The 18,522-nt window shown below is 69.3% G+C and carries 14 protein-coding genes; 9 read left to right on the top strand and 5 right to left on the bottom strand.

What is annotated here, in order from left to right; translation table 11 throughout:
• Positions 1 to 62: 62 nt before the first annotated feature.
• The 8 genes from ACFWPS_RS18145 (at position 63) to pgi (ending at position 10,458) form a co-directional block, all read left to right on the top strand.
• On the top strand, positions 63 to 3,017 hold the full coding sequence (locus ACFWPS_RS18145; RefSeq protein WP_383706145.1) for a M14 family zinc carboxypeptidase: 2,955 nt from the start codon (positions 63 to 65) through the stop codon (positions 3,015 to 3,017).
• A gap of 274 nt (positions 3,018 to 3,291) precedes the next feature.
• Entirely contained in the window at positions 3,292 to 4,302 is a 1,011-nt protein-coding gene (gene gap / locus ACFWPS_RS18140) for a type I glyceraldehyde-3-phosphate dehydrogenase (protein WP_189260903.1), read from the top strand.
• A 151-nt stretch (positions 4,303 to 4,453) separates the two neighbouring features.
• Positions 4,454 to 5,665, top strand: a complete 1,212-nt coding sequence (locus ACFWPS_RS18135; RefSeq protein WP_383706143.1) for a phosphoglycerate kinase — start codon at positions 4,454 to 4,456, stop codon at positions 5,663 to 5,665.
• A gap of 7 nt (positions 5,666 to 5,672) precedes the next feature.
• Positions 5,673 to 6,449 (top strand): triose-phosphate isomerase, encoded by a 777-nt coding sequence (tpiA, locus tag ACFWPS_RS18130; protein WP_383706141.1) that lies wholly within the window; start codon positions 5,673 to 5,675, stop codon positions 6,447 to 6,449.
• Between the two features lie 111 nt (positions 6,450 to 6,560).
• Positions 6,561 to 6,797, top strand: coding sequence for a preprotein translocase subunit SecG (gene secG, locus ACFWPS_RS18125; RefSeq protein WP_361284041.1), 237 nt, complete (start codon positions 6,561 to 6,563; stop codon positions 6,795 to 6,797).
• 210 nt (positions 6,798 to 7,007) lie between these two features.
• Positions 7,008 to 7,343 (top strand): RNA polymerase-binding protein RbpA, encoded by a 336-nt coding sequence (locus tag ACFWPS_RS18120; protein ID WP_003976875.1) that lies wholly within the window; start codon positions 7,008 to 7,010, stop codon positions 7,341 to 7,343.
• A gap of 139 nt (positions 7,344 to 7,482) precedes the next feature.
• Positions 7,483 to 8,733 carry an MFS transporter gene (locus ACFWPS_RS18115; RefSeq protein WP_383706170.1) on the top strand — a complete coding sequence of 417 codons (1,251 nt, stop codon included), beginning with the start codon at positions 7,483 to 7,485 and terminating at the stop codon, positions 8,731 to 8,733.
• Positions 8,734 to 8,805: 72 nt separating this feature from the next.
• Positions 8,806 to 10,458, top strand: coding sequence for a glucose-6-phosphate isomerase (gene pgi, locus ACFWPS_RS18110; RefSeq protein WP_383706139.1), 1,653 nt, complete (start codon positions 8,806 to 8,808; stop codon positions 10,456 to 10,458).
• Positions 10,459 to 10,526: 68 nt separating this feature from the next.
• Here the strand turns inward: pgi and pgl are convergent, their stop codons facing one another.
• From pgl to tkt, 5 genes are read right to left on the bottom strand one after another with little or no spacing between them, the layout of a single operon-like run.
• Complete coding sequence (pgl, locus tag ACFWPS_RS18105) at positions 10,527 to 11,309, bottom strand: 6-phosphogluconolactonase (RefSeq protein WP_361284047.1); 783 nt, start codon at positions 11,307 to 11,309, stop codon at positions 10,527 to 10,529.
• Positions 11,306 to 12,424: a glucose-6-phosphate dehydrogenase assembly protein OpcA gene (opcA, locus tag ACFWPS_RS18100; RefSeq protein WP_383706137.1), complete on the bottom strand. Its 1,119-nt coding sequence runs from the start codon at positions 12,422 to 12,424 to the stop codon at positions 11,306 to 11,308. Before opcA ends, pgl begins: the two co-directional genes overlap by 4 nt.
• A complete protein-coding gene (gene zwf / locus ACFWPS_RS18095) occupies positions 12,421 to 13,944 on the bottom strand; it encodes a glucose-6-phosphate dehydrogenase (RefSeq protein WP_383706168.1) in 1,524 nt (507 codons plus the stop codon). Before zwf ends, opcA begins: the two co-directional genes overlap by 4 nt.
• Before the next feature lie 3 nt (positions 13,945 to 13,947).
• A complete protein-coding gene (gene tal / locus ACFWPS_RS18090) occupies positions 13,948 to 15,066 on the bottom strand; it encodes a transaldolase (RefSeq protein ID WP_383706135.1) in 1,119 nt (372 codons plus the stop codon).
• Between the two features lie 32 nt (positions 15,067 to 15,098).
• Positions 15,099 to 17,186, bottom strand: coding sequence for a transketolase (gene tkt, locus ACFWPS_RS18085; RefSeq protein ID WP_383706133.1), 2,088 nt, complete (start codon positions 17,184 to 17,186; stop codon positions 15,099 to 15,101).
• Between the two features lie 378 nt (positions 17,187 to 17,564).
• Between tkt and ACFWPS_RS18080 the strand changes: the two genes are divergently transcribed.
• Positions 17,565 to 18,518, top strand: coding sequence for a heme o synthase (locus tag ACFWPS_RS18080; protein ID WP_383706131.1), 954 nt, complete (start codon positions 17,565 to 17,567; stop codon positions 18,516 to 18,518).
• The last annotated feature ends 4 nt before the right edge of the window (positions 18,519 to 18,522 follow it).

Genomic DNA, 18,522 nt, shown 5'->3' with positions numbered 1-18,522 from the left:
CATGAAGTGTCATGAGCCTGGCATGGGTTCGCCGCTGTGGCGGACCACTGCTAGGGGGGTACATGAGACACAGGGCGAGATCGATCCTCGCTGTCGGCGCGCTCCTGATCGGCGGAGCCGCACTCGCACCCATGGCGCAGGCGCAGACCGGGAGTTCGGGGAAGCCCGACCCCGACGAGGTCAAGGTCTTCCACGCCGACGTCACGAAGAAGCAGATTCCCCTCCTGCTCCAAGCCGGGCAGGACGGCCATGAACTCGGCGACCAGGTCACCGGATCCGGCAAGACGGAAGTCGAGCTGTACCTCACCGACCAGCAGGCGAAGAAGCTGGAGAAGCAGGGCGTCGACCTCACCGAGCACACGGTGTCGGCCAAGGCCGAGGCGCGGGTCGAGGGCGCCTCGCAGGGTGTGTTCCGCCCGTACGGCGGCAGCGGCGGGCTCGAGGCGGAGATCCTCGCGACCGCGCAGGCCAACCCCGGTCTGACCAAGGTCGAGTCCATCGGCAAGACGGTCGACGGGCAGGACATCCTCGCGCTCAAACTGACCAAGGGCGCGAAGAAGTCGAAGGACGGCTCCAAGCCCTCCGTGCTGTACCTGTCCAACCAGCACGCACGTGAGTGGATCACGCCGGAGATGACCCGCCGGCTGATGCACTACTACCTGGACAACTACAGCACCGACAAGCGCATCAAGAAGATCGTCGACTCGACCGAGCTGTGGTTCGTCCTGTCCGCCAACCCGGACGGCTACGACTACACCTTCCAGAACTCCGACACCCGCCTGTGGCGCAAGAACCTGCGGGACGTCAACGGCGACGGCGTCATCAGTACGGGTGACGGCGTCGACCTCAACCGCAACTTCGGCTACAAGTGGGGCTACGACGACGAGGGTTCGTCCCCCAACCCCACCAGCGAGACCTACCGCGGCGTGAGCCCCGAGTCCGAGCCCGAGACCACGGCACTGGACGACTTCGAGAAGCGGATCGGGTTCACGTACGGCATCAACTACCACTCCGCCGCCGAACTCCTCCTCTACGGCGTCGGCTGGCAGGTGGCCACCCCGACCCCGGACGACGTCCTCTACAAGGCGCTCGCCGGCACCCCGGACAACCCGGCGATCCCCGGCTACCACTCGCAGGTCTCCTCGGAGCTGTACACGACCAACGGCGAGGCCGACGGCCACGCGTCGAACGTCAACGGCATGGCGATGTTCACCCCCGAGATGTCGACCTGCCAGACGGCCTCGGACATCGACCCGAACGACGCCTGGAACGCCGCCGACTGCCAGTCGGTCTTCAACTTCCCGGACGACGAGAAGCTGATCCAGGACGAGTTCGAGAAGAACATCCCCTTCGCGCTCTCCGTCGCCGAGACCGCCGCCCACCCCGACCAGCCGAGCTCCTCGGTCGGGCTGAGCGCCGCCGACTTCACCCCGGCGGCGTTCTCCACGTCGTACTCGCGCGGCGCCGACCAGGAGGTCTCCGTCGTCGTCCGCAAGGCGATCCGCGACAAGGAGCTCAAGTACCGCGTCAACGGCGGCCGCACGCAGGACAGGGCGCTCAAGGCCTGGAAGGGCGGCGAGACGTACGGCGGCAACGACAACCTCTACTTCGACGAGTACCGGGCCAAGGTGAAGGACGGCGACCCGGGCGACAAGGTCGAGGTGTGGTTCACCGGTGAGACGAAGAGCGGCAAGAAGGTCTCCAGCTCGCACTTCACGTACACCGTCGCCGAGCGGCCCAGGGCGGACACCCTGGTGGTCGCGGAGGAGGGCGCCAAGGCCACCCAGGCGCAGACCTACGTCGACGCGCTGAAGGCGGCCGGGCACAAGGCGGTCGTCTGGGACGTCGCCACCCAGGGCGCTCCCGACGCGCTCGGTGTGCTGAAGCACTTCAAGACGGTCGTCCACTACTCGGGTACGAGCGGTCCCGGCAACGACACCCAGCTCCAGCTGCGCGCCTACCTCAACGAGGGCGGCAAGCTGATCGAGGCGGGCGAGCTGGCCGGCGGCAGCGTGAACCTCGGCGACGGCACCCCGTCGAACGACTTCAGCCAGTACTACCTGGGCGCCTACTCCCGTACGTCGACGCCCGGGGCCACCGGCTTCACCGGCTCCGGCACGCTGGACGGCTTCGGCGGGGCCCTGAGCGGCACGTCCGCCAACCCGCTCGACAAGGCCGGGACCTACGCCGTCACCTCCGACGAGCTCTCGCCCGACACCTACCCCCAGTTCGCCAGCGCGGGCGCGGGCCAGTTCGCCGGGACCGTCAACCCGTACGGGCCGTACTCCGGGTCGTACATGGCCGCGGCCGTCCACACCGACGACGCCTACAAGCGCCTCACCCGCACCATCGACCTCACCGGTGTCACCGCGTCCCAGCAGCCGACCCTCAGCGCCAAGCTGCTGTGGGACACCGAACCCGGCTACGACCACGCGGTGGTCGAGGCGCACGTCGTCGGCGCCGACGACTGGACGACCCTGCCGGAGAAGGGCGGCGCCACCAGCAGCACCGTACCGAGCGAGTGCGGGGCCGGCTTCCTGATCGCCGAGCACCCGTGGCTCAAGCACTACCTGACCATCGCGAACAACCAGTGCACCGCGAGCGGCACCAGCGGTTCGTGGAACAGCTTCACCGGCAGCTCGGCGGGCTGGCAGCCGGTGAGCTTCGACCTCAGCGCCTACGCCGGCAAGTCCGTCGAGGTCTCCATCGGCTACATCACCGACCCGAGCACCGGCGGGCACGGCGTCCTCGTCGACGACGCCTCGCTCGTGGTCGGCGGCGCGGCCACCGAGACCGAGGGCTTCGAGACCTCCCTCGGCTCCTGGAGCGTCACCGGACCGCCCGCGGGCAGCCCGGCCGTCCTCAAGGACTGGGAGCGGACCGGAGCGCTGTTCAAGACGTACGGAGCCGTCACCACCGACCGCACCGTGCTGCTCGGTTTCGGTCTGGAACAGGTCAGTTCCGCGGCCGATCGTGCCGCTCTGGTGAAGAAGGCGTTGACAGCACTCGACAACTGACGCCGACAGCACTCGACATGTGAGCCGACCCGCTCACGAACGAGTGAAAGGGCGGTAAAAACGGGTCGGCATTCCATGACAAAACGGTGTGATGCCACCCCCGATCCGAGGTGGTCCGTACCCCTACTGGCGGGTACGGACCGCCTCGCCGTGTATGGGGCATCTGGATGTCACCGCGGGAGCCTCAGGGAGGTAGGGTCATGGGTGGTCGGGGACATCCCAAATACAGCTCGCCGGCACCGCATGGCCGGCGTACCAACGAGGAGATCGGTTCGTGACGATCCGCGTAGGCATCAACGGCTTCGGTCGTATCGGTCGCAACTACTTCCGCGCGCTGCTGGAGCAGGGCGCTGACATCGAGATCGTGGCTGTCAACGACCTGGGTGACACCGCGACCACCGCACACCTGCTGAAGTACGACACGATCCTGGGCCGCCTCAAGGCCGAGGTGACGCACACCGCCGACACGATCACCGTCGACGGCCACACCATCAAGGTGCTGTCCGAGCGCAACCCCGCCGACATCCCGTGGGGCGAGCTGGGCGTCGACATCGTCATCGAGTCGACCGGCATCTTCACCAAGAAGGCCGACGCCGCCAAGCACATCGCCGGCGGCGCCAAGAAGGTCCTCATCTCGGCTCCGGCCAAGGACGAGGACATCACCATCGTGATGGGCGTCAACCAGGACAAGTACGACGCGGCCAACCACCACGTCATCTCCAACGCCTCCTGCACCACCAACTGTGTGGCGCCGATGGCCAAGGTGCTCGACGAGAACTTCGGCATCGTCAAGGGCCTGATGACGACGGTCCACGCGTACACCAACGACCAGCGCATCCTGGACTTCCCGCACTCGGACCTGCGCCGTGCCCGGGCCGCCGCCGAGAACATCATCCCGACCACCACGGGTGCCGCCAAGGCCACCGCGCTGGTCCTCCCGCAGCTCAAGGGCAAGCTGGACGGCATCGCCATGCGCGTCCCGGTCCCGACCGGCTCCGCCACCGACCTGGTCGTGACGCTCCAGCGCGAGGTCACCAAGGACGAGGTCAACGCCGCGTTCAAGAAGGCCGCCGACGACGGCGACCTGAAGGGCTACCTGGCGTACACCGAGGACCCGATCGTCTCCTCGGACATCGTCGGCGACCCGGCCTCCTGCACCTTCGACTCCTCCCTGACCATGGTCCAGGAGGGCAACACGGTGAAGATCCTCGGCTGGTACGACAACGAGTGGGGCTACTCCAACCGCCTCGTCGACCTCACGGTCTTCGTGGGCAACCAGCTCTGATCGGCCGAACAGGCACCTCGATGCGGTAGCAGGGCTCGGGCAGCGCACGGTCGCGCCGCCCGGGCCCTGACGCACGTAAGGATCGACCCGACCACATACGGTTCGATCAGTCCTCGTACGATCAAGAGCCCTCCTGTAGGAGTCCCCAACCATGAAGACGATCGACGAACTCCTCGCCGAAGGGGTCGACGGCAAGCGGGTCTTCGTCCGCGCTGACCTCAACGTGCCGATGGCCGACGGTCTCATCACCGACGACGGCCGTATCCGTGCCGTCCTGCCCACCGTCAAGGCCCTGGCCGACGCGGGCGCCAAGGTGGTCGTCGCCTCGCACCTGGGCCGCCCCAAGGGCGCCCCGGACCCGAAGTTCTCCCTGCTCCAGGCCGCCGAGCGGCTCGGTGAACTGCTCGACGCCCCGATCGCGTTCGCCCAGGACACCGTCGGCCCCGCCGCCCATGACGCGGTGAACGGCCTGCAGCCCGGCCAGGTCGCCGTCATCGAGAACCTGCGCTTCAACGCCGGCGAGACGTCCAAGGACGACACCGAGCGCGGCGAGTTCGCCGACCAGCTGGCCGCCCTCGCCGACGTCTACGTCGGCGACGGCTTCGGCGCTGTGCACCGCAAGCACGCCTCCGTCTACGACCTCCCGGCCCGGCTGCCGCACTACGCCGGCTACCTGATCGCCACCGAGGTCGGCGTCCTGAAGAAGCTCACCGAGGACGTCAAGCGCCCCTACGTGGTGGTGCTCGGCGGCGCCAAGGTCTCCGACAAGCTCGCCGTCATCGACGAACTGCTCGGCAAGGCCGACCGCATCCTCGTCGGCGGCGGCATGGTCTACACCTTCCTCAAGGCCAAGGGGTACGAGGTCGGCAGCTCCCTCCTCCAGGAGGACCAGCTCGCCACCGTCACCGAGTACCTGGAGCGCGCCGAGAAGACCGGCGTGGAGATCGTCCTGCCCGTCGACACCCTGGTCGCCCCCGAGTTCCCGGACCTGTCGGGCAAGGCTCCGGCCAACCCCAGCACGGTCGCCGCGGACGCCATGCCCGCCGGTCAGATGGGCCTGGACATCGGCCCGGAGACCAGCAAGCTGTACGCCTCGAAGCTCGCCGACGCCGCCACCGTCTTCTGGAACGGCCCCATGGGCGTCTTCGAGCACCCCGACTACGCCGCGGGCACCCGGGTGGTCGCCCAGGCCCTCGTCGAGTCCAAGGGCTTCACCGTCGTGGGCGGCGGTGACTCCGCAGCCGCCGTGCGCATCCTCGGCTTCGACGAGAACGCGTTCGGACACATCTCGACCGGTGGCGGCGCCTCCCTCGAATACCTCGAGGGCAAGACGCTCCCCGGCCTCGCCGCACTGGAGGACTGACCCCGCTATGACCACTCGCACGCCGATCATGGCGGGCAACTGGAAGATGAACCTCAACCACCTCGAGGCCATCGCACACGTCCAGAAGCTCGCCTTCGCCCTGGCCGACAAGGACTACGAGGCCGTCGAGGTCGCCGTCCTGCCGCCCTTCACCGACCTGCGTTCCGTGCAGACCCTGGTCGACGGCGACAAGCTCAAGATCAAGTACGGTGCCCAGGACCTCTCGGCGCACGACTCCGGCGCCTACACCGGCGAGATCTCCGGCCCCATGCTGGCCAAGCTGAAGTGCACCTACGTGGTCATCGGCCACTCCGAGCGCCGCCAGTACCACGCCGAGACCGACGAGATCGTGAACGCCAAGGTCAAGGCCGCCTACAAGCACGGTCTGACCCCGATCCTGTGCGTCGGCGAGGAACTGGAGGTCCGCGAGGCGGGCAACCACGTCGCCCACACCCTCGCCCAGGTCGAGGGCGGCCTCAAGGACCTCCCGGCCGAGCAGGCCGAGTCGGTCGTGATCGCCTACGAGCCCGTGTGGGCCATCGGCACCGGCAAGGTCTGCGGTGCCGGGGACGCCCAGGAGGTCTGCGCGGCGATCCGCGCCAAGCTCGCCGAACTGTACAGCCAGGAGCTGGCCGACCAGGTCCGCATCCAGTACGGCGGCTCCGTCAAGGCCGGCAACGTGGCCGAGATCATGGCGCAGGGCGACATCGACGGCGCCCTGGTCGGCGGTGCCTCGCTGGACGCGGACGAATTCGTCAAGATCGTGCGCTTCCGCGATCAGTGATCGGGCCGAGCGAGTAGGCCCCGGGGACGATCCGTCGTACCCTTGCGGGGACAAGACGGCCTGCCGCCTTGTCCCCGTCGTTCATCCGAATCCGAGAGAGTTGGTCCAGCCGTGGTTTTGGGGTTCTCGATCGCCCTGATCGTCTTCAGCCTGCTGCTGATGCTGCTGGTGCTGATGCACAAGGGCAAGGGCGGCGGCCTCTCCGACATGTTCGGTGGCGGCATGCAGTCCTCCGTCGGCGGCTCCTCGGTCGCCGAGCGGAACCTGGACCGGATCACCCTGGTCATCGGTCTGCTGTGGTTCGCGTGCATCGTGGTCCTCGGCCTGCTGATGAAGACGAACAGCTGATCCGCGACTCGCACACACGCACAATCTGTACGTAAGGCCCCATGTTCGGTACGCGCACCTGAGCGCGGCCTATCATGGGGCTTGCGTCTAGGTGCGGGGGCGGTAACTCCCACCACTGGACGCGCGTTGGGCCTTACGTAGACTGAGGCGCTCGCAACGAAGCGACACGCCGACTCGCTTCGCGGCACCATCACGCAGGGAGTTACGACCGTGGCAAGTGGCAACGCGATCCGAGGTAGCCGGGTCGGGGCGGGGCCGATGGGCGAGGCCGAGCGCGGCGAGTCCGCGCCGCGTCTGCGCATCTCCTTCTGGTGCTCCAACGGGCACGAGACGCAGCCGAGCTTCGCCAGCGACGCGCAGGTGCCCGAGACCTGGGACTGCCCGCGCTGTGGCTTCCCGGCCGGTCAGGACCGGGACAACCCGCCGGACCCGCCGCGCACCGAGCCGTACAAGACGCATCTCGCGTATGTACGGGAGCGGCGCAGCGACGCGGACGGCGAGGCGATCCTCGCCGAGGCGCTCGCCAAACTGCGGGGCGAGATCTAGGAGTTGAGGCCGGCCAGGTGCCCATGGGCGCCTGGCCGGAGCTGTCTCCGCGGCCGGGACCGGGTACGCGTCCGGCCCGTTGTCAGTGGTGCCCTCTACGGTTTGCGTATCGGCGAATCGTGAGGGGGCGGCGGTGACGATGGGCGAGGGGGCACCCGCGTGGCGCGGGGGATTCGGGCGGCTGTGGACGGCCGCCGTGGTCTCCCGGTTCGGAGACGCGTTACGGACGTCCGCGCTGCCCCTGCTGGCCGCGCGCCTGACCGACGCCCCGCTCGCCATCGCCTCGGTGACCGCCTGCGGCTATGTGCCGTGGCTGCTCTTCGGGCTGCTCGGCGGTGCCGTCGCGGACCGGGTGGACCAGCGGCGCGCGATGTGGGCCGTGGACACGGTACGAGGGCTGCTCGTCACCGCCTTCGCACTCGCCGTGGCACTCGGTCACGCCTCGATCCCGCTGCTGCTTCTGCTCGCCTTCGCGCTCACCACCCTGCAGACGCTCTTCGACAACGCCTCCACGGCCCTGCTGCCCTCCCTGGTGGACCGGCACGCCCTGGGCGGGGCCAACGCCCGGCTGATGACCGGCCAGCAGATCGCCGGCGGCCTCATCGGTGCCCCGCTCGTACCGCTGCTCCTGGCGGCCGGCGCGGTCATGCCCTTCGCGGCCGACGCGAGCACCTGTCTGGCGGCCGCGGCCCTGGTCGCCTCCCTCCGGACACGGCCGCCGGAGCGGCCGCCGCGCCCGGCGGGCAGCACCCTGCGCACGGAGATCGGCGAGGGCCTGCGCGCCCTGTGGCAGGACCGTGCCCTGCGGGCGGTCTGCGTGGCCACCCTGCTGTGCAACATCGGCATGGGCGCCCTCATCGCCACCCTGGTGCTGCACGTGACGCGCTGGCTGCACGCCGGCACCGCGGGATACGCGGCCGCCATGACCGCCTACTCGGCGGGGAGCATCACCGGTGGCTTCCTCGCCCAGCGCATCGCCCGCCGCACCGGCCGGGTGCGGGCCCTGCTGGTCGCCGGGACGGTCCAGACGTCGGCCCTGCTCCTCATGGGCACCGTCCGGCACCTCGGCGCCCTCGTCGCGGGCATGCTCCTGCTCGGCGCGATGAACATGGTGTGGAACGTCAACCAGGTCACGCTGATGCAGCAACGCGCGCCCGAGTCGATGACCGGCCGGATCGCCGCCGCCTTCCGCACCTCCGCCACGTCAGGCGCGCCGCTCGGCGCCCTCCTCGGCGGAGCCGTCGCGGGAGCCTACGGCCTGAACGGCCCGGCGCTGCTGGCCGCCGTCCTCTTCGGCCTGGCCGTCACCTCGTTGATACCGGTGGGCAAGCCGGACGTACCTGTTGTTGCGCCGCGGGACAGCGCGACAGCAGGCCGCGTCCCACGCTGATCAACTAGGTTGGAACCGGCAGCGGGGCAGGGACGCAGCAGGACAGGTGCAAGGAAGAAGGCTGAAGTCGGAATGAACGCAGACGGCCGTACCAGGCTCAACCAGACGCCCGAGTGGACCGCGCTCGCCAAGCACCGGGAGGCGCTCGCCGACACCCGGCTGCGGGACCTGTTCGCCGCCGACCCCGGACGCGGCACGGGCTACACCCTCCAGGTCGGCGACCTCCACATCGACTACTCGAAGCACCTGGTCAACGACGAGACGCTGCGGCTGCTGCGGGAGCTGGCATCCGCCACCGACGTCTTCGGCCTGCGGGACGCCATGTTCCGCGGCGAGAAGATCAACGTCACCGAGAACCGCGCGGTGCTGCACACGGCCCTGCGCGCCCCGCGCGACGCGGTGATCGAGGTCGACGGCGAGAACGTGGTGCCGCAGGTGCACGCGGTCCTGGACAAGATGGGCGGCTTCGCCGACCGGGTCCGCTCCGGCGCCTGGACCGGCCACACCGGCAAGCGCATCCGGAACGTCGTCAACATCGGCATCGGCGGCTCCGACCTCGGTCCGGCGATGGCCTACGAGGTGCTGCGCAGCTTCACCGACCGCGACCTCACGGTCCGTTTCGTCTCCAACGTCGACGGCGCCGACCTGCACGAGGCCACCCGCGACCTGGACCCGGCGGAGACCCTCTTCATCATCGCCTCCAAGACGTTCACCACGATCGAGACGATCACCAACGCGACCTCCGCCCGCAACTGGCTCCTCACCGAGCTGAAGGCCGGCCCGGAAGCGGTCGCCAAGCACTTCGTGGCCCTCTCCACGAACTCCGAGAAGGTGTCGGACTTCGGCATCGACACGGCCAACATGTTCGAGTTCTGGGACTGGGTCGGCGGCCGCTACTCGTACGACTCCGCGATCGGCCTCTCCCTGATGATCGCCATCGGCCCGGACCGCTTCCGGGAGATGCTCGACGGCTTCCACCTGGTCGACGAGCACTTCCGCACCGCCCCCGCCGAGTCCAACGTCCCCCTGCTGCTGGGCCTGCTGGGCATCTGGTACGGCAACTTCCACGACGCCCAGTCGCACGCGGTGCTGCCGTACTCGCACTACCTCTCCAAGTTCACCGCCTACCTCCAGCAGCTGGACATGGAGTCCAACGGCAAGTACGTGGCGCGTGACGGCAAGGAGGTCGACTGGCAGACCGGCCCGGTCGTCTGGGGCACGCCGGGCACCAACGGCCAGCACGCGTACTACCAGTTGATCCACCAGGGCACCAAGCTGATCCCGGCGGACTTCATCGGCTTCGCCGAGCCGGTCGCCGAGCTGAGCGGTGAACTCAAGGCGCAGCACGACCTGCTGATGGCGAACTTCTTCGCCCAGACCCAGGCGCTGGCCTTCGGCAAGACCGCCGACGAGGTCCGCGCGGAGGGCGTTCCCGAGGAGCAGGTCCCGCACCGCACCTTCAAGGGCAACCACCCGACGACGACCATCCTCGCGAGGGAACTCACCCCGTCCGTCCTCGGCCAGCTCGTCGCCCTCTACGAACACAAGGTGTTCACCCAGGGCGCCGTCTGGAACATCGACTCCTTCGACCAGTGGGGCGTGGAGCTGGGCAAGGTCCTCGCCAAGCGCATCGAGCCCGCGCTGACCGAGGGCACCGAGGTACCCGGCCTGGACGCGTCGACGACGGCGCTGGTGGCCAAGTACCGGGAGCTGCGCGGGCGTTAGGCCGGGCACGAAAGAACCCGTACGGCCGTCCAGGCCGTACGGGTTCTGCTCAGTACTGAGTCACTTCGTCACGGCGAAGCCGGCGGATACAGCGAGCGAGGCAGCTGGGAGGCCGCTGTCGCGTCCAGGAGCCACAGGGTGCGCTGGCGGCCCTGGGCTCCCGCTGCCGGGGCCTGGATCTCGCCCGCGCCCGAGAGGGCGATGGCGACGGCCTCGGCCTTGTCCTCGCCCGCCGCCAGCAGCCAGACCTCGCGGGCCGCGCGGATGGCGGGGAGGGTGAGGGAGACCCGGGTCGGCGGCGGCTTGGGGGCGCCGTGGACGCCGACCACCGTGCGTTCCGTCTCCCGGACCGCAGGCAGCTCCGGGAAGAGCGAGGCCACGTGGGTGTCCGGGCCGACGCCCAGCATCAGGACGTCGAAGGTGGGCACCGAACCGTGGTTCTCGGGGCCGGCCGCGCGGGCCAGCTCCGCCGCGTAGGCCTCGGCCGCCGCGTCCACGTCCGTGTCCCAGGGGCCGTCCGACGCGGGCATGGCGTGCACGCGCTTCGGGTCCACCGGGACCTGGTCGAGCAGGGCGTCCCGGGCCTGGGTGACATTGCGCTCCGGGTCGCCCTCGGGGAGGAAACGTTCGTCGCCCCACCACAGGTCGAGCCGGCTCCAGTCGATGGCGTCCCGGGCCGGGGCCGCCGCCAGGGCCGCCAGCAGGCCGTTGCCGTTGCGGCCGCCGGTGAGGACCACGGACGCCTCGCCCCGGGAGGCCTGGGCGTCCACGATCTTCGTGATCAGGCGGGCCGCGGCGGCCTGCGCCATCAGCTCCTTGTCGCGGTGCACGACCAGCTGGGGGGTGCTCATGTCGCCTTCGCCCTCTTCCTCAGCGGTTCCTTCGCCGCCGCTTCGGGCGCGGGAGCTTCCGCGGCAGCGGCTTCGACGGCCGGTTCTCCTTTGGCCGACGGCTCGGAGGCCTGGGCGGCCGGAACGGCCTGGGCGGCCGGAGCCGCCGCCACCGGTACCGGCTCAGCAGCGGCAGCGGCCGGAGCCGCCGACGCGTTCAGGCGCTCCACGCCGAACCGCAGCGCCGACGCGTAGGTGTCGTCCGGGTCGAGCCGGCGCAGCTCCTCCGCGATCAGCTCGGCCGTGTCGCGCCGCTTCAGCGCCACCGCACGGTCCGGCTGGCCGTCGATGGACAGGGTGGCCAGGGAGCCGTCCGCGCGGTCGAGAGCGATCGCGCCCTCGCTGGTGGCGAGCCGGACCGCGGTCAGACCGGGGCCGGCCGACAGCGAACGCCTGACGGGGACGTCCAGCCGGTCCGCGAGCCACATCGCCAGCAGCTCACAGCTCGGGTTGAACTCCTCGCCCTCCACCTCGACCGCCTTGACCTCGCAGACCACCTGGTCCAGGGCCGCCGCCAGCATCGAGCGCCAGGGCGTGATCCGGGTCCAGGACAGGTCCGTGTCGCCGGGGGTGTAGGCGTCCGCACGGGCGGACAGCTCCCGTACCGGCTGCTCGGAGGAGTAGGTGTCGGTGACCCGGCGCTGGGCGAGGGCGCCCAGCGGGTCCTTCGCCGGGTCGAGCGGGGCGTTCACCGGCCACCAGACGACGACCGGGGCGTCCGGCAGCAGCAGCGGCAGCACGACCGAGTCGGCGTGGTCGGCGACCTCGCCGTACAGGCGGAGGATCACCGTCTCGCCGGAGCCCGCGTCCGCGCCCACCCGGACCTCGGCGTCCAGGCGGGACGCCGTACGGTCGCGGGGGGAGCGGGAGACGCGCTTGATGACGACCAGCGTGCGTGAGGGATGCTCGTGCGAGGCGTCGCCGGCGGCCTTCAGGGCGTCGTACGCGTTCTCCTCGTCGGTGACGATGACGAGGGTCAGCACCATGCCCACGGCGGGCGTGCCGATGGCCCGGCGGCCCTGCACCAGCGCCTTGTTGACCTTGCCGGCCGTGGTGTCCGTGAGGTCTATCTTCATGGGCGGCGCCAGCTCCGTCCGTCTCGTGCCAGCATCTCGTCGGCCTCGGCGGGGCCCCAGGTGCCGGACTTGTACTGGGCGGGCCTGCCGTGGGTGTCCCAGTGCTCCTCGATCGGGTCGAGGATCTTCCAGGACAGCTCGACCTCCTCCGTGCGCGGGAAGAGGTTGGAGTCGCCCAGCAGCACGTCCAGGATCAGCCGCTCGTACGCCTCGGGCGAGGACTCGGTGAAGGACTCGCCGTACGCGAAGTCCATCGACACGTCCCGGATCTCCATCGAGGTGCCCGGCACCTTGGAGCCGAAGCGGACGGTGACGCCCTCGTCGGGCTGGACGCGGATGACGATCGCGTTCTGGCCCAGCTCCTCGGTGGCCGTCGTGTCGAAGGGGGAGTGCGGGGCCCGCTGGAAGACCACCGCGATCTCCGTCACCCGGCGGCCGAGGCGCTTGCCGGTGCGCAGATAGAAGGGGACGCCCGCCCAGCGGCGGTTGTCGATGCCCAGCTTCACGGCCGCGTAGGTGTCGGTCTTCGACTTGGCGTTGATGCCGTCCTCTTCGAGGTAGCCGATGACCTTCTCGCCGCCCTGCCAGCCGGCCGCGTACTGGCCGCGCACGGTCGAGGTGCCCAGGTCCTTCGGCAGCCGTACCGCACCGAGCACCTTCTCCTTCTCAGCGGCCAGCGCGTCCGCGTCGAAGGAGGCCGGCTCCTCCATGGCCGTGAGGGCCATGAGCTGGAGGAGGTGGTTCTGGATGACGTCACGGGCCGAGCCGATGCCGTCGTAGTAGCCGGCGCGGCCGCCGATACCGATGTCCTCCGCCATGGTGATCTGCACGTGGTCCACGAAGGACCGGTTCCAGATCGGCTCGTACATGGTGTTGGCGAAGCGCAGCGCCAGGATGTTCTGGACGGTCTCCTTGCCGAGGTAGTGGTCGATCCGGAACACCTGGTCCGGTTCGAACACCTCGTGCACGACCTTGTTGAGCTCCTCGGCCGACTTCAGGTCGTGGCCGAAGGGCTTCTCGATGACCGCGCGCCGCCAGGAGCCGCCGGACTGGTCGGCCAGCCCGTGCTTCTTCAGCTGCTGGATGACCACCGGGAAGGAGCGCGGCGGCACGGAGAGGTAGAAGGCGAAGTTGCCGCCCGTGCCCTGCGCCTTGTCCAGCTCCTCGATGGTGGAGCGCAGGCGCTCGAACGCGTCGTCGTCGTCGAAGGTGCCCTGGACGAAGCGCATCCCCTGGATGAGCTGCTGCCAGACCTCCTCGCGGAACGGCGTGCGGGCGTGGTCCTTGACGGCGTCGTGGACCTCGGCGGCGAAGTCCTCGTGGGCCCACTCGCGGCGGGCGAAGCCGACCAGGGAGAAGCCCGGTGGCAACAGACCCCGGTTGGCGAGGTCGTAGACGGCGGGCATGAGCTTCTTACGGGAGAGGTCGCCCGTGACGCCGAAGATGACCAGCCCCGACGGCCCCGCGATACGCGGGAGCCGTCGGTCTGCGGGGTCACGCAGCGGGTTGCTGCTTGACAGAGTTCAGCCCTCCGAGGGGGCCAGGCGCTCCAGCTCCGCCTGGGTCGACTTGAGCAGGTCGTTCCAGGACGCCTCGAACTTCTCGACGCCCTCGTCCTCCAGTACCTGGACCACGTCGTCGTACGAGATGCCGAGCCGCTCGACGGCGTCGAGGTCGGCGCGGGCCTGCTCGTACGTGCCGGTGATCGTGTCGCCGGTGATGCCGCCGTGGTCCTCGACCGCGACGAGGGTGGCCTCCGGCATGGTGTTCACCGTGTTCGGCGCGACCAGGTCGTCGACGTACAGGGTGTCCTTGTACGACGGGTCCTTCACGCCGGTGGAGGCCCACAGCGGACGCTGCTTGTTGGCGCCCGCGTTCTCCAGCGCGCTCCAGCGAGCGGTGGAGAAGACCTCCTCGTACGCCTGGTAGGCGAGGCGCGCGTTGGCGACGGCGGACTTGCCGCGCAGCGCCTTGGCCTCGTCGGTGCCCAGGTTGTTCAGGCGCTTGTCGATCTCGGTGTCCACGCGGGACACGAAGAACGACGCCACCGAACGGATGAGCGACAGGTCGAGGCCGCGGTCCTTGGCCTTCTCCAGGCCGGCCAGGTAGGCGTCCATGACCTCGCGGTAGCGCTCCAGCGAGAAGATCAGCGTGACGTTGACGCTGATGCCGAGGCCGATGACCTCGGTGATCGCCGGCAGGCCCGCCCTGGTGGCCGGGATCTTGATCAGGGTGTTGGGGCGGTCGACCAGCCAGGCCAGCTGCTTGGCCTCGGCGATCGTCGCCTTGGTGTGGTGGGCGAGGCGCGGGTCGACCTCGATCGACACGCGGCCGTCCTGGCCGTCGGTCGCGTCGAACACCGGGCGCAGGATGTCGGCGGCGTCGCGGACGTCCGCCGTGGTGATCATGCGGATGGCCTCTTCGACGGTGACCTTGCGGGCGGCGAGGTCCGAGACCTGCTGCTGGTAGCCGTCGCCCGAAGAGATCGCCTTCTGGAAGATCGTCGGGTTGGTGGTGACGCCCACGACGTGCTGCTGGTCGATCAGCTCGGCGAGGTTGCCGGACGTGATCCGCTTGCGCGACAGGTCGTCCAGCCAGATCGCGACGCCTTCGTCGGAGAGGCGCTTGAGTGCGTCTGTCATGGAATTACATCTCCTACGTGTCGTATATAGCGTCAGCGCTGGGCGGCGGCGATGGATTCCCGGGCCTTGGCGGCCACGTTCTCGGCAGTGAAGCCGAACTCCTGGAAGAGCACCTTGCCGTCGGCGGAAGCACCGAAGTGCTCCAGGGAAACGATGCGGCCGGCGTCCCCGACGTACTTGTGCCAGGTGAGGCCGATACCCGCCTCGACCGACACACGCGCCTTCACGGACGGCGGCAGGACAGCGTCCTTGTAGGCCTGGTCCTGCTCCTCGAACCACTCCACGCACGGCATGGACACCACGCGGGTGGGCACGCCGTCGGCCTCCAGCTGCTCGCGCGCCTCGACGGCGACGTGCACCTCGGAGCCGGTGGCGACGAGGATGACCTCGGGGGTGCTGTTCGACGCCTCGAAGAGGACGTAGCCGCCCTTGACCGTGTCCTCGTTGGACTCGTACACCGGCACGCCCTGCCGGGTCAGCGCCAGGCCGTGCGGGGCACCCTTGCCGAAGACCTTGGTGTAGCGCCGGAGGATCTCGCGCCAGGCGATCGCGGTCTCGTTGGCGTCGGCCGGGCGGACCACGTTCAGGCCCGGGATGGCGCGCAGCGAGGCGAGGTGCTCGACCGGCTGGTGGGTGGGGCCGTCCTCGCCGAGGCCGATGGAGTCGTGGGTCCACACGTACGTCACCGGCAGGTGCATCAGCGCCGACAGCCGCACCGAGTTGCGCATGTAGTCGGAGAAGACGAGGAACGTACCGCCGTAGACACGGGTGTTGCCGTGCAGGGTGATGCCGTTCATCTCCGCGGCCATGGAGTGCTCGCGGATACCGAAGTGGATGGTGCGGCCGTAGGGGTTCGCGCCCGGCAGCGGGTTGTCCGCCGGCAGGAACGAGCTGTTCTTGTCGATGGTCGTGTTGTTCGACCCGGCCAGGTCCGCGGAACCGCCCCACAGCTCGGGGATCACGGCACCGAGGGCCTGGAGGACCTTGCCGGAGGCGGCGCGGGTCGCGACGCCCTTGCCGGGCTCGAAGACCGGGATCTTCTCCTCCCAGCCCTTGGGCAGCTCGCCCGCGGCGATGCGGTCGAACTCGGCCGCGCGCTCGGCGTTGTTGTCCCGCCACAGCTGGAAGGACTTCTCCCACTCGGCCTTGGCGGCCGCGCCGCGCTCGCCGGCCTGGCGGGTGTGGGCGATGACCTCCTCGGCGACGTCGAAGGACTTCTCCGGGTCGAAGCCGAGGACGCGCTTGGTGGCCGCGACCTCGTCGTCGCCGAGCGCCGAGCCGTGGGCGGCCTCGGTGTTCTGCGCGTTCGGGGCGGGCCAGGCGATGATCGAGCGCATCGCGATGAAGGACGGCTTGTCCGTCACCTTCTTCGCGGCCTCGATCGCGTTGTAGACGGCGTGCGGGTCCAGGTCGCCGTCCGGCTTCGGGGCGATCCGCTGGACGTGCCAGCCGTAGGCCTCGAACCGCTTGACGGTGTCCTCGGAGACGGCCGTCTCGGTGTCGCCCTCGATCGAGATGTGGTTGTCGTCCCACAGCAGGACCAGGTTGCCGAGCTTCTGGTGGCCGGCCATCGAGGACGCCTCGGCGGAGATGCCCTCCTGGAGGCAGCCGTCACCGGCGATGCAGTAGACGAAGTGGTCGAAGGGGGACTCGCCCTGCGGCGCGTCCGGGTCGAACAGACCGCGCTCGTAGCGGGCGGCCATGGCCATGCCCACCGCGTTGGCGACACCCTGGCCCAGCGGACCGGTGGTGGTCTCCACGCCCTTGGTGTGGCCGTACTCCGGGTGACCGGGCGTCTTCGAGCCCCAGGTCCGGAAGGCTTCGAGGTCTGCCAGCTCCAGACCGAAACCGGCCAGGTAGAGCTGTGTGTAGAGGGTCAGCGACGAGTGACCTGCGGACAGCACGAAGCGGTCGCGGCCCACCCAGTCGGGGTCGGACGGGTCGTGCCGCATCACCTTCTGGAAGAGGGTGTACGCGGCCGGCGCCAGGCTCATCGCCGTACCCGGATGGCCGTTGCCGACCTTCTGTACGGCGTCGGCGGCCAGGACGCGGGCGGTGTCGACGGCCCGCTGGTCCAACTCGGTCCAGTCGAGGTCTGTGGTGGTCGGCTTGGTGCTCACCCTGAGTCAGGGCTCCTCTCCACATGTTCGGTTACCGGTCCTCGGGCACACGCCCGCACCGGCTGCCGGTGCACTGGGTGCCCACCGGCCGTTGTCGAGCCTACCCCCGTAAGGACGTGCATTTTTTCGAGTGTTTCCAGACTGCCGGGACTCTCGGGGATCCGCCTCCCGACTGGCCGAGAAGGCATTCGGCACATGAATACGGAACCGCTCATCTGACTGCTCAACCGAGCCCCTGTACCCCTCTTCCGAGACGCCCCCCAACACGACCCCACCCCCGCGAAGGTCGGGGTATGGGCAACGTCTAAAGTGGCGTGGTACGCGCGAGCCCTTACCGTGAGTTCACACGGCGGGGCTCGCTGGGAGTCTCTGTCAGGGGTGTGCGTGACGGCCGTCGAATCCCGTCCAGCGGGGGTACTCGGTGCGAGCGAGAGCCCGAGTCACCGGCCGTTCGGGGCCCGTGTCAAAGCTTTCGTGGCGCTGACCAAGCCACGGATCATCGAGCTGCTGCTCATCACCACCGTTCCGGTGATGTTCCTGGCGCAGCAGGGCGTGCCCGACCTGACGCTGGTGCTGCTCACCTGCCTCGGCGGCTACCTCTCGGCGGGCGGCGCCAACGCGCTGAACATGTACATCGACCGGGACATCGACGCACTGATGGACCGCACTTCGCAGCGTCCGCTGGTGACCGGCATGGTCAGCCCGCGCGAGTGCCTCGCCTTCGGCATCACCCTGGCGGTCGTCTCCACACTGCTGTTCGGTTTCACCGTCAACTGGCTGAGCGCCTGGCTGTCACTCGGAGCGCTGCTCTTCTACGTCGTCGTCTACACGATGATCCTCAAACGCCGTACCTCGCAGAACATCGTGTGGGGCGGTATCGCCGGCTGTCTGCCGGTGCTGATCGGCTGGTCGGCCGTCACGGACTCCATGTCGTGGGCGCCGGTCATCCTCTTCCTCGTCATGTTCTTCTGGACGCCGCCGCACTACTGGCCGCTCTCCATGAAGGTGAAGGACGACTACGCGCGCGTGGGCGTGCCGATGCTGCCGGTCGTCGCCTCCAACAAGGTGGTCGCCAAGCAGATCGTCATCTACAGCTGGGTGATGGTCGGCGTCTCCCTGCTCCTCACTCCCCTCGGCTACACCGGCTGGTTCTACACGCTGGTCGCCCTGGTGGCGGGCGGCTGGTGGCTGTGGGAGGCGCACGGGCTGCAGAACCGCGCGAAGGCGGAGGTCGCGGGCGGGAAGCTCAAGGAGATGCGGCTGTTCCACTGGTCGATCACCTATGTCTCCCTGCTCTTCGTGGCCGTGGCGGTCGACCCCTTCCTGCGCTGACCCA

This window comes from Streptomyces sp. NPDC058457, assembly GCF_042720695.1.
Lineage (GTDB): Bacteria > Actinomycetota > Actinomycetes > Streptomycetales > Streptomycetaceae > Streptomyces.
This window is presented reverse-complemented; position numbering and strand designations above follow the sequence as displayed.

Excerpts from the sequence above, each read along its gene's own strand:
- ACFWPS_RS18145 (WP_383706145.1), top strand. The coding sequence starts at position 63 with ATGAGACACAGGGCGAGATCGATCCTCGCTGTCGGCGCGCTCCTGATC.
- ACFWPS_RS18135 (WP_383706143.1), top strand. The coding sequence starts at position 4,454 with ATGAAGACGATCGACGAACTCCTCGCCGAAGGGGTCGACGGCAAGCGG.
- tpiA (WP_383706141.1), top strand. The coding sequence starts at position 5,673 with ATGACCACTCGCACGCCGATCATGGCGGGCAACTGGAAGATGAACCTC.
- ACFWPS_RS18115 (WP_383706170.1), top strand. The coding sequence starts at position 7,483 with ATGGGCGAGGGGGCACCCGCGTGGCGCGGGGGATTCGGGCGGCTGTGG.
- pgi (WP_383706139.1), top strand. The coding sequence starts at position 8,806 with ATGAACGCAGACGGCCGTACCAGGCTCAACCAGACGCCCGAGTGGACC.
- pgl (WP_361284047.1), bottom strand. The coding sequence starts at position 11,309 with ATGAGCACCCCCCAGCTGGTCGTGCACCGCGACAAGGAGCTGATGGCG.
- opcA (WP_383706137.1), bottom strand. The coding sequence starts at position 12,424 with ATGAAGATAGACCTCACGGACACCACGGCCGGCAAGGTCAACAAGGCG.
- tal (WP_383706135.1), bottom strand. The coding sequence starts at position 15,066 with ATGACAGACGCACTCAAGCGCCTCTCCGACGAAGGCGTCGCGATCTGG.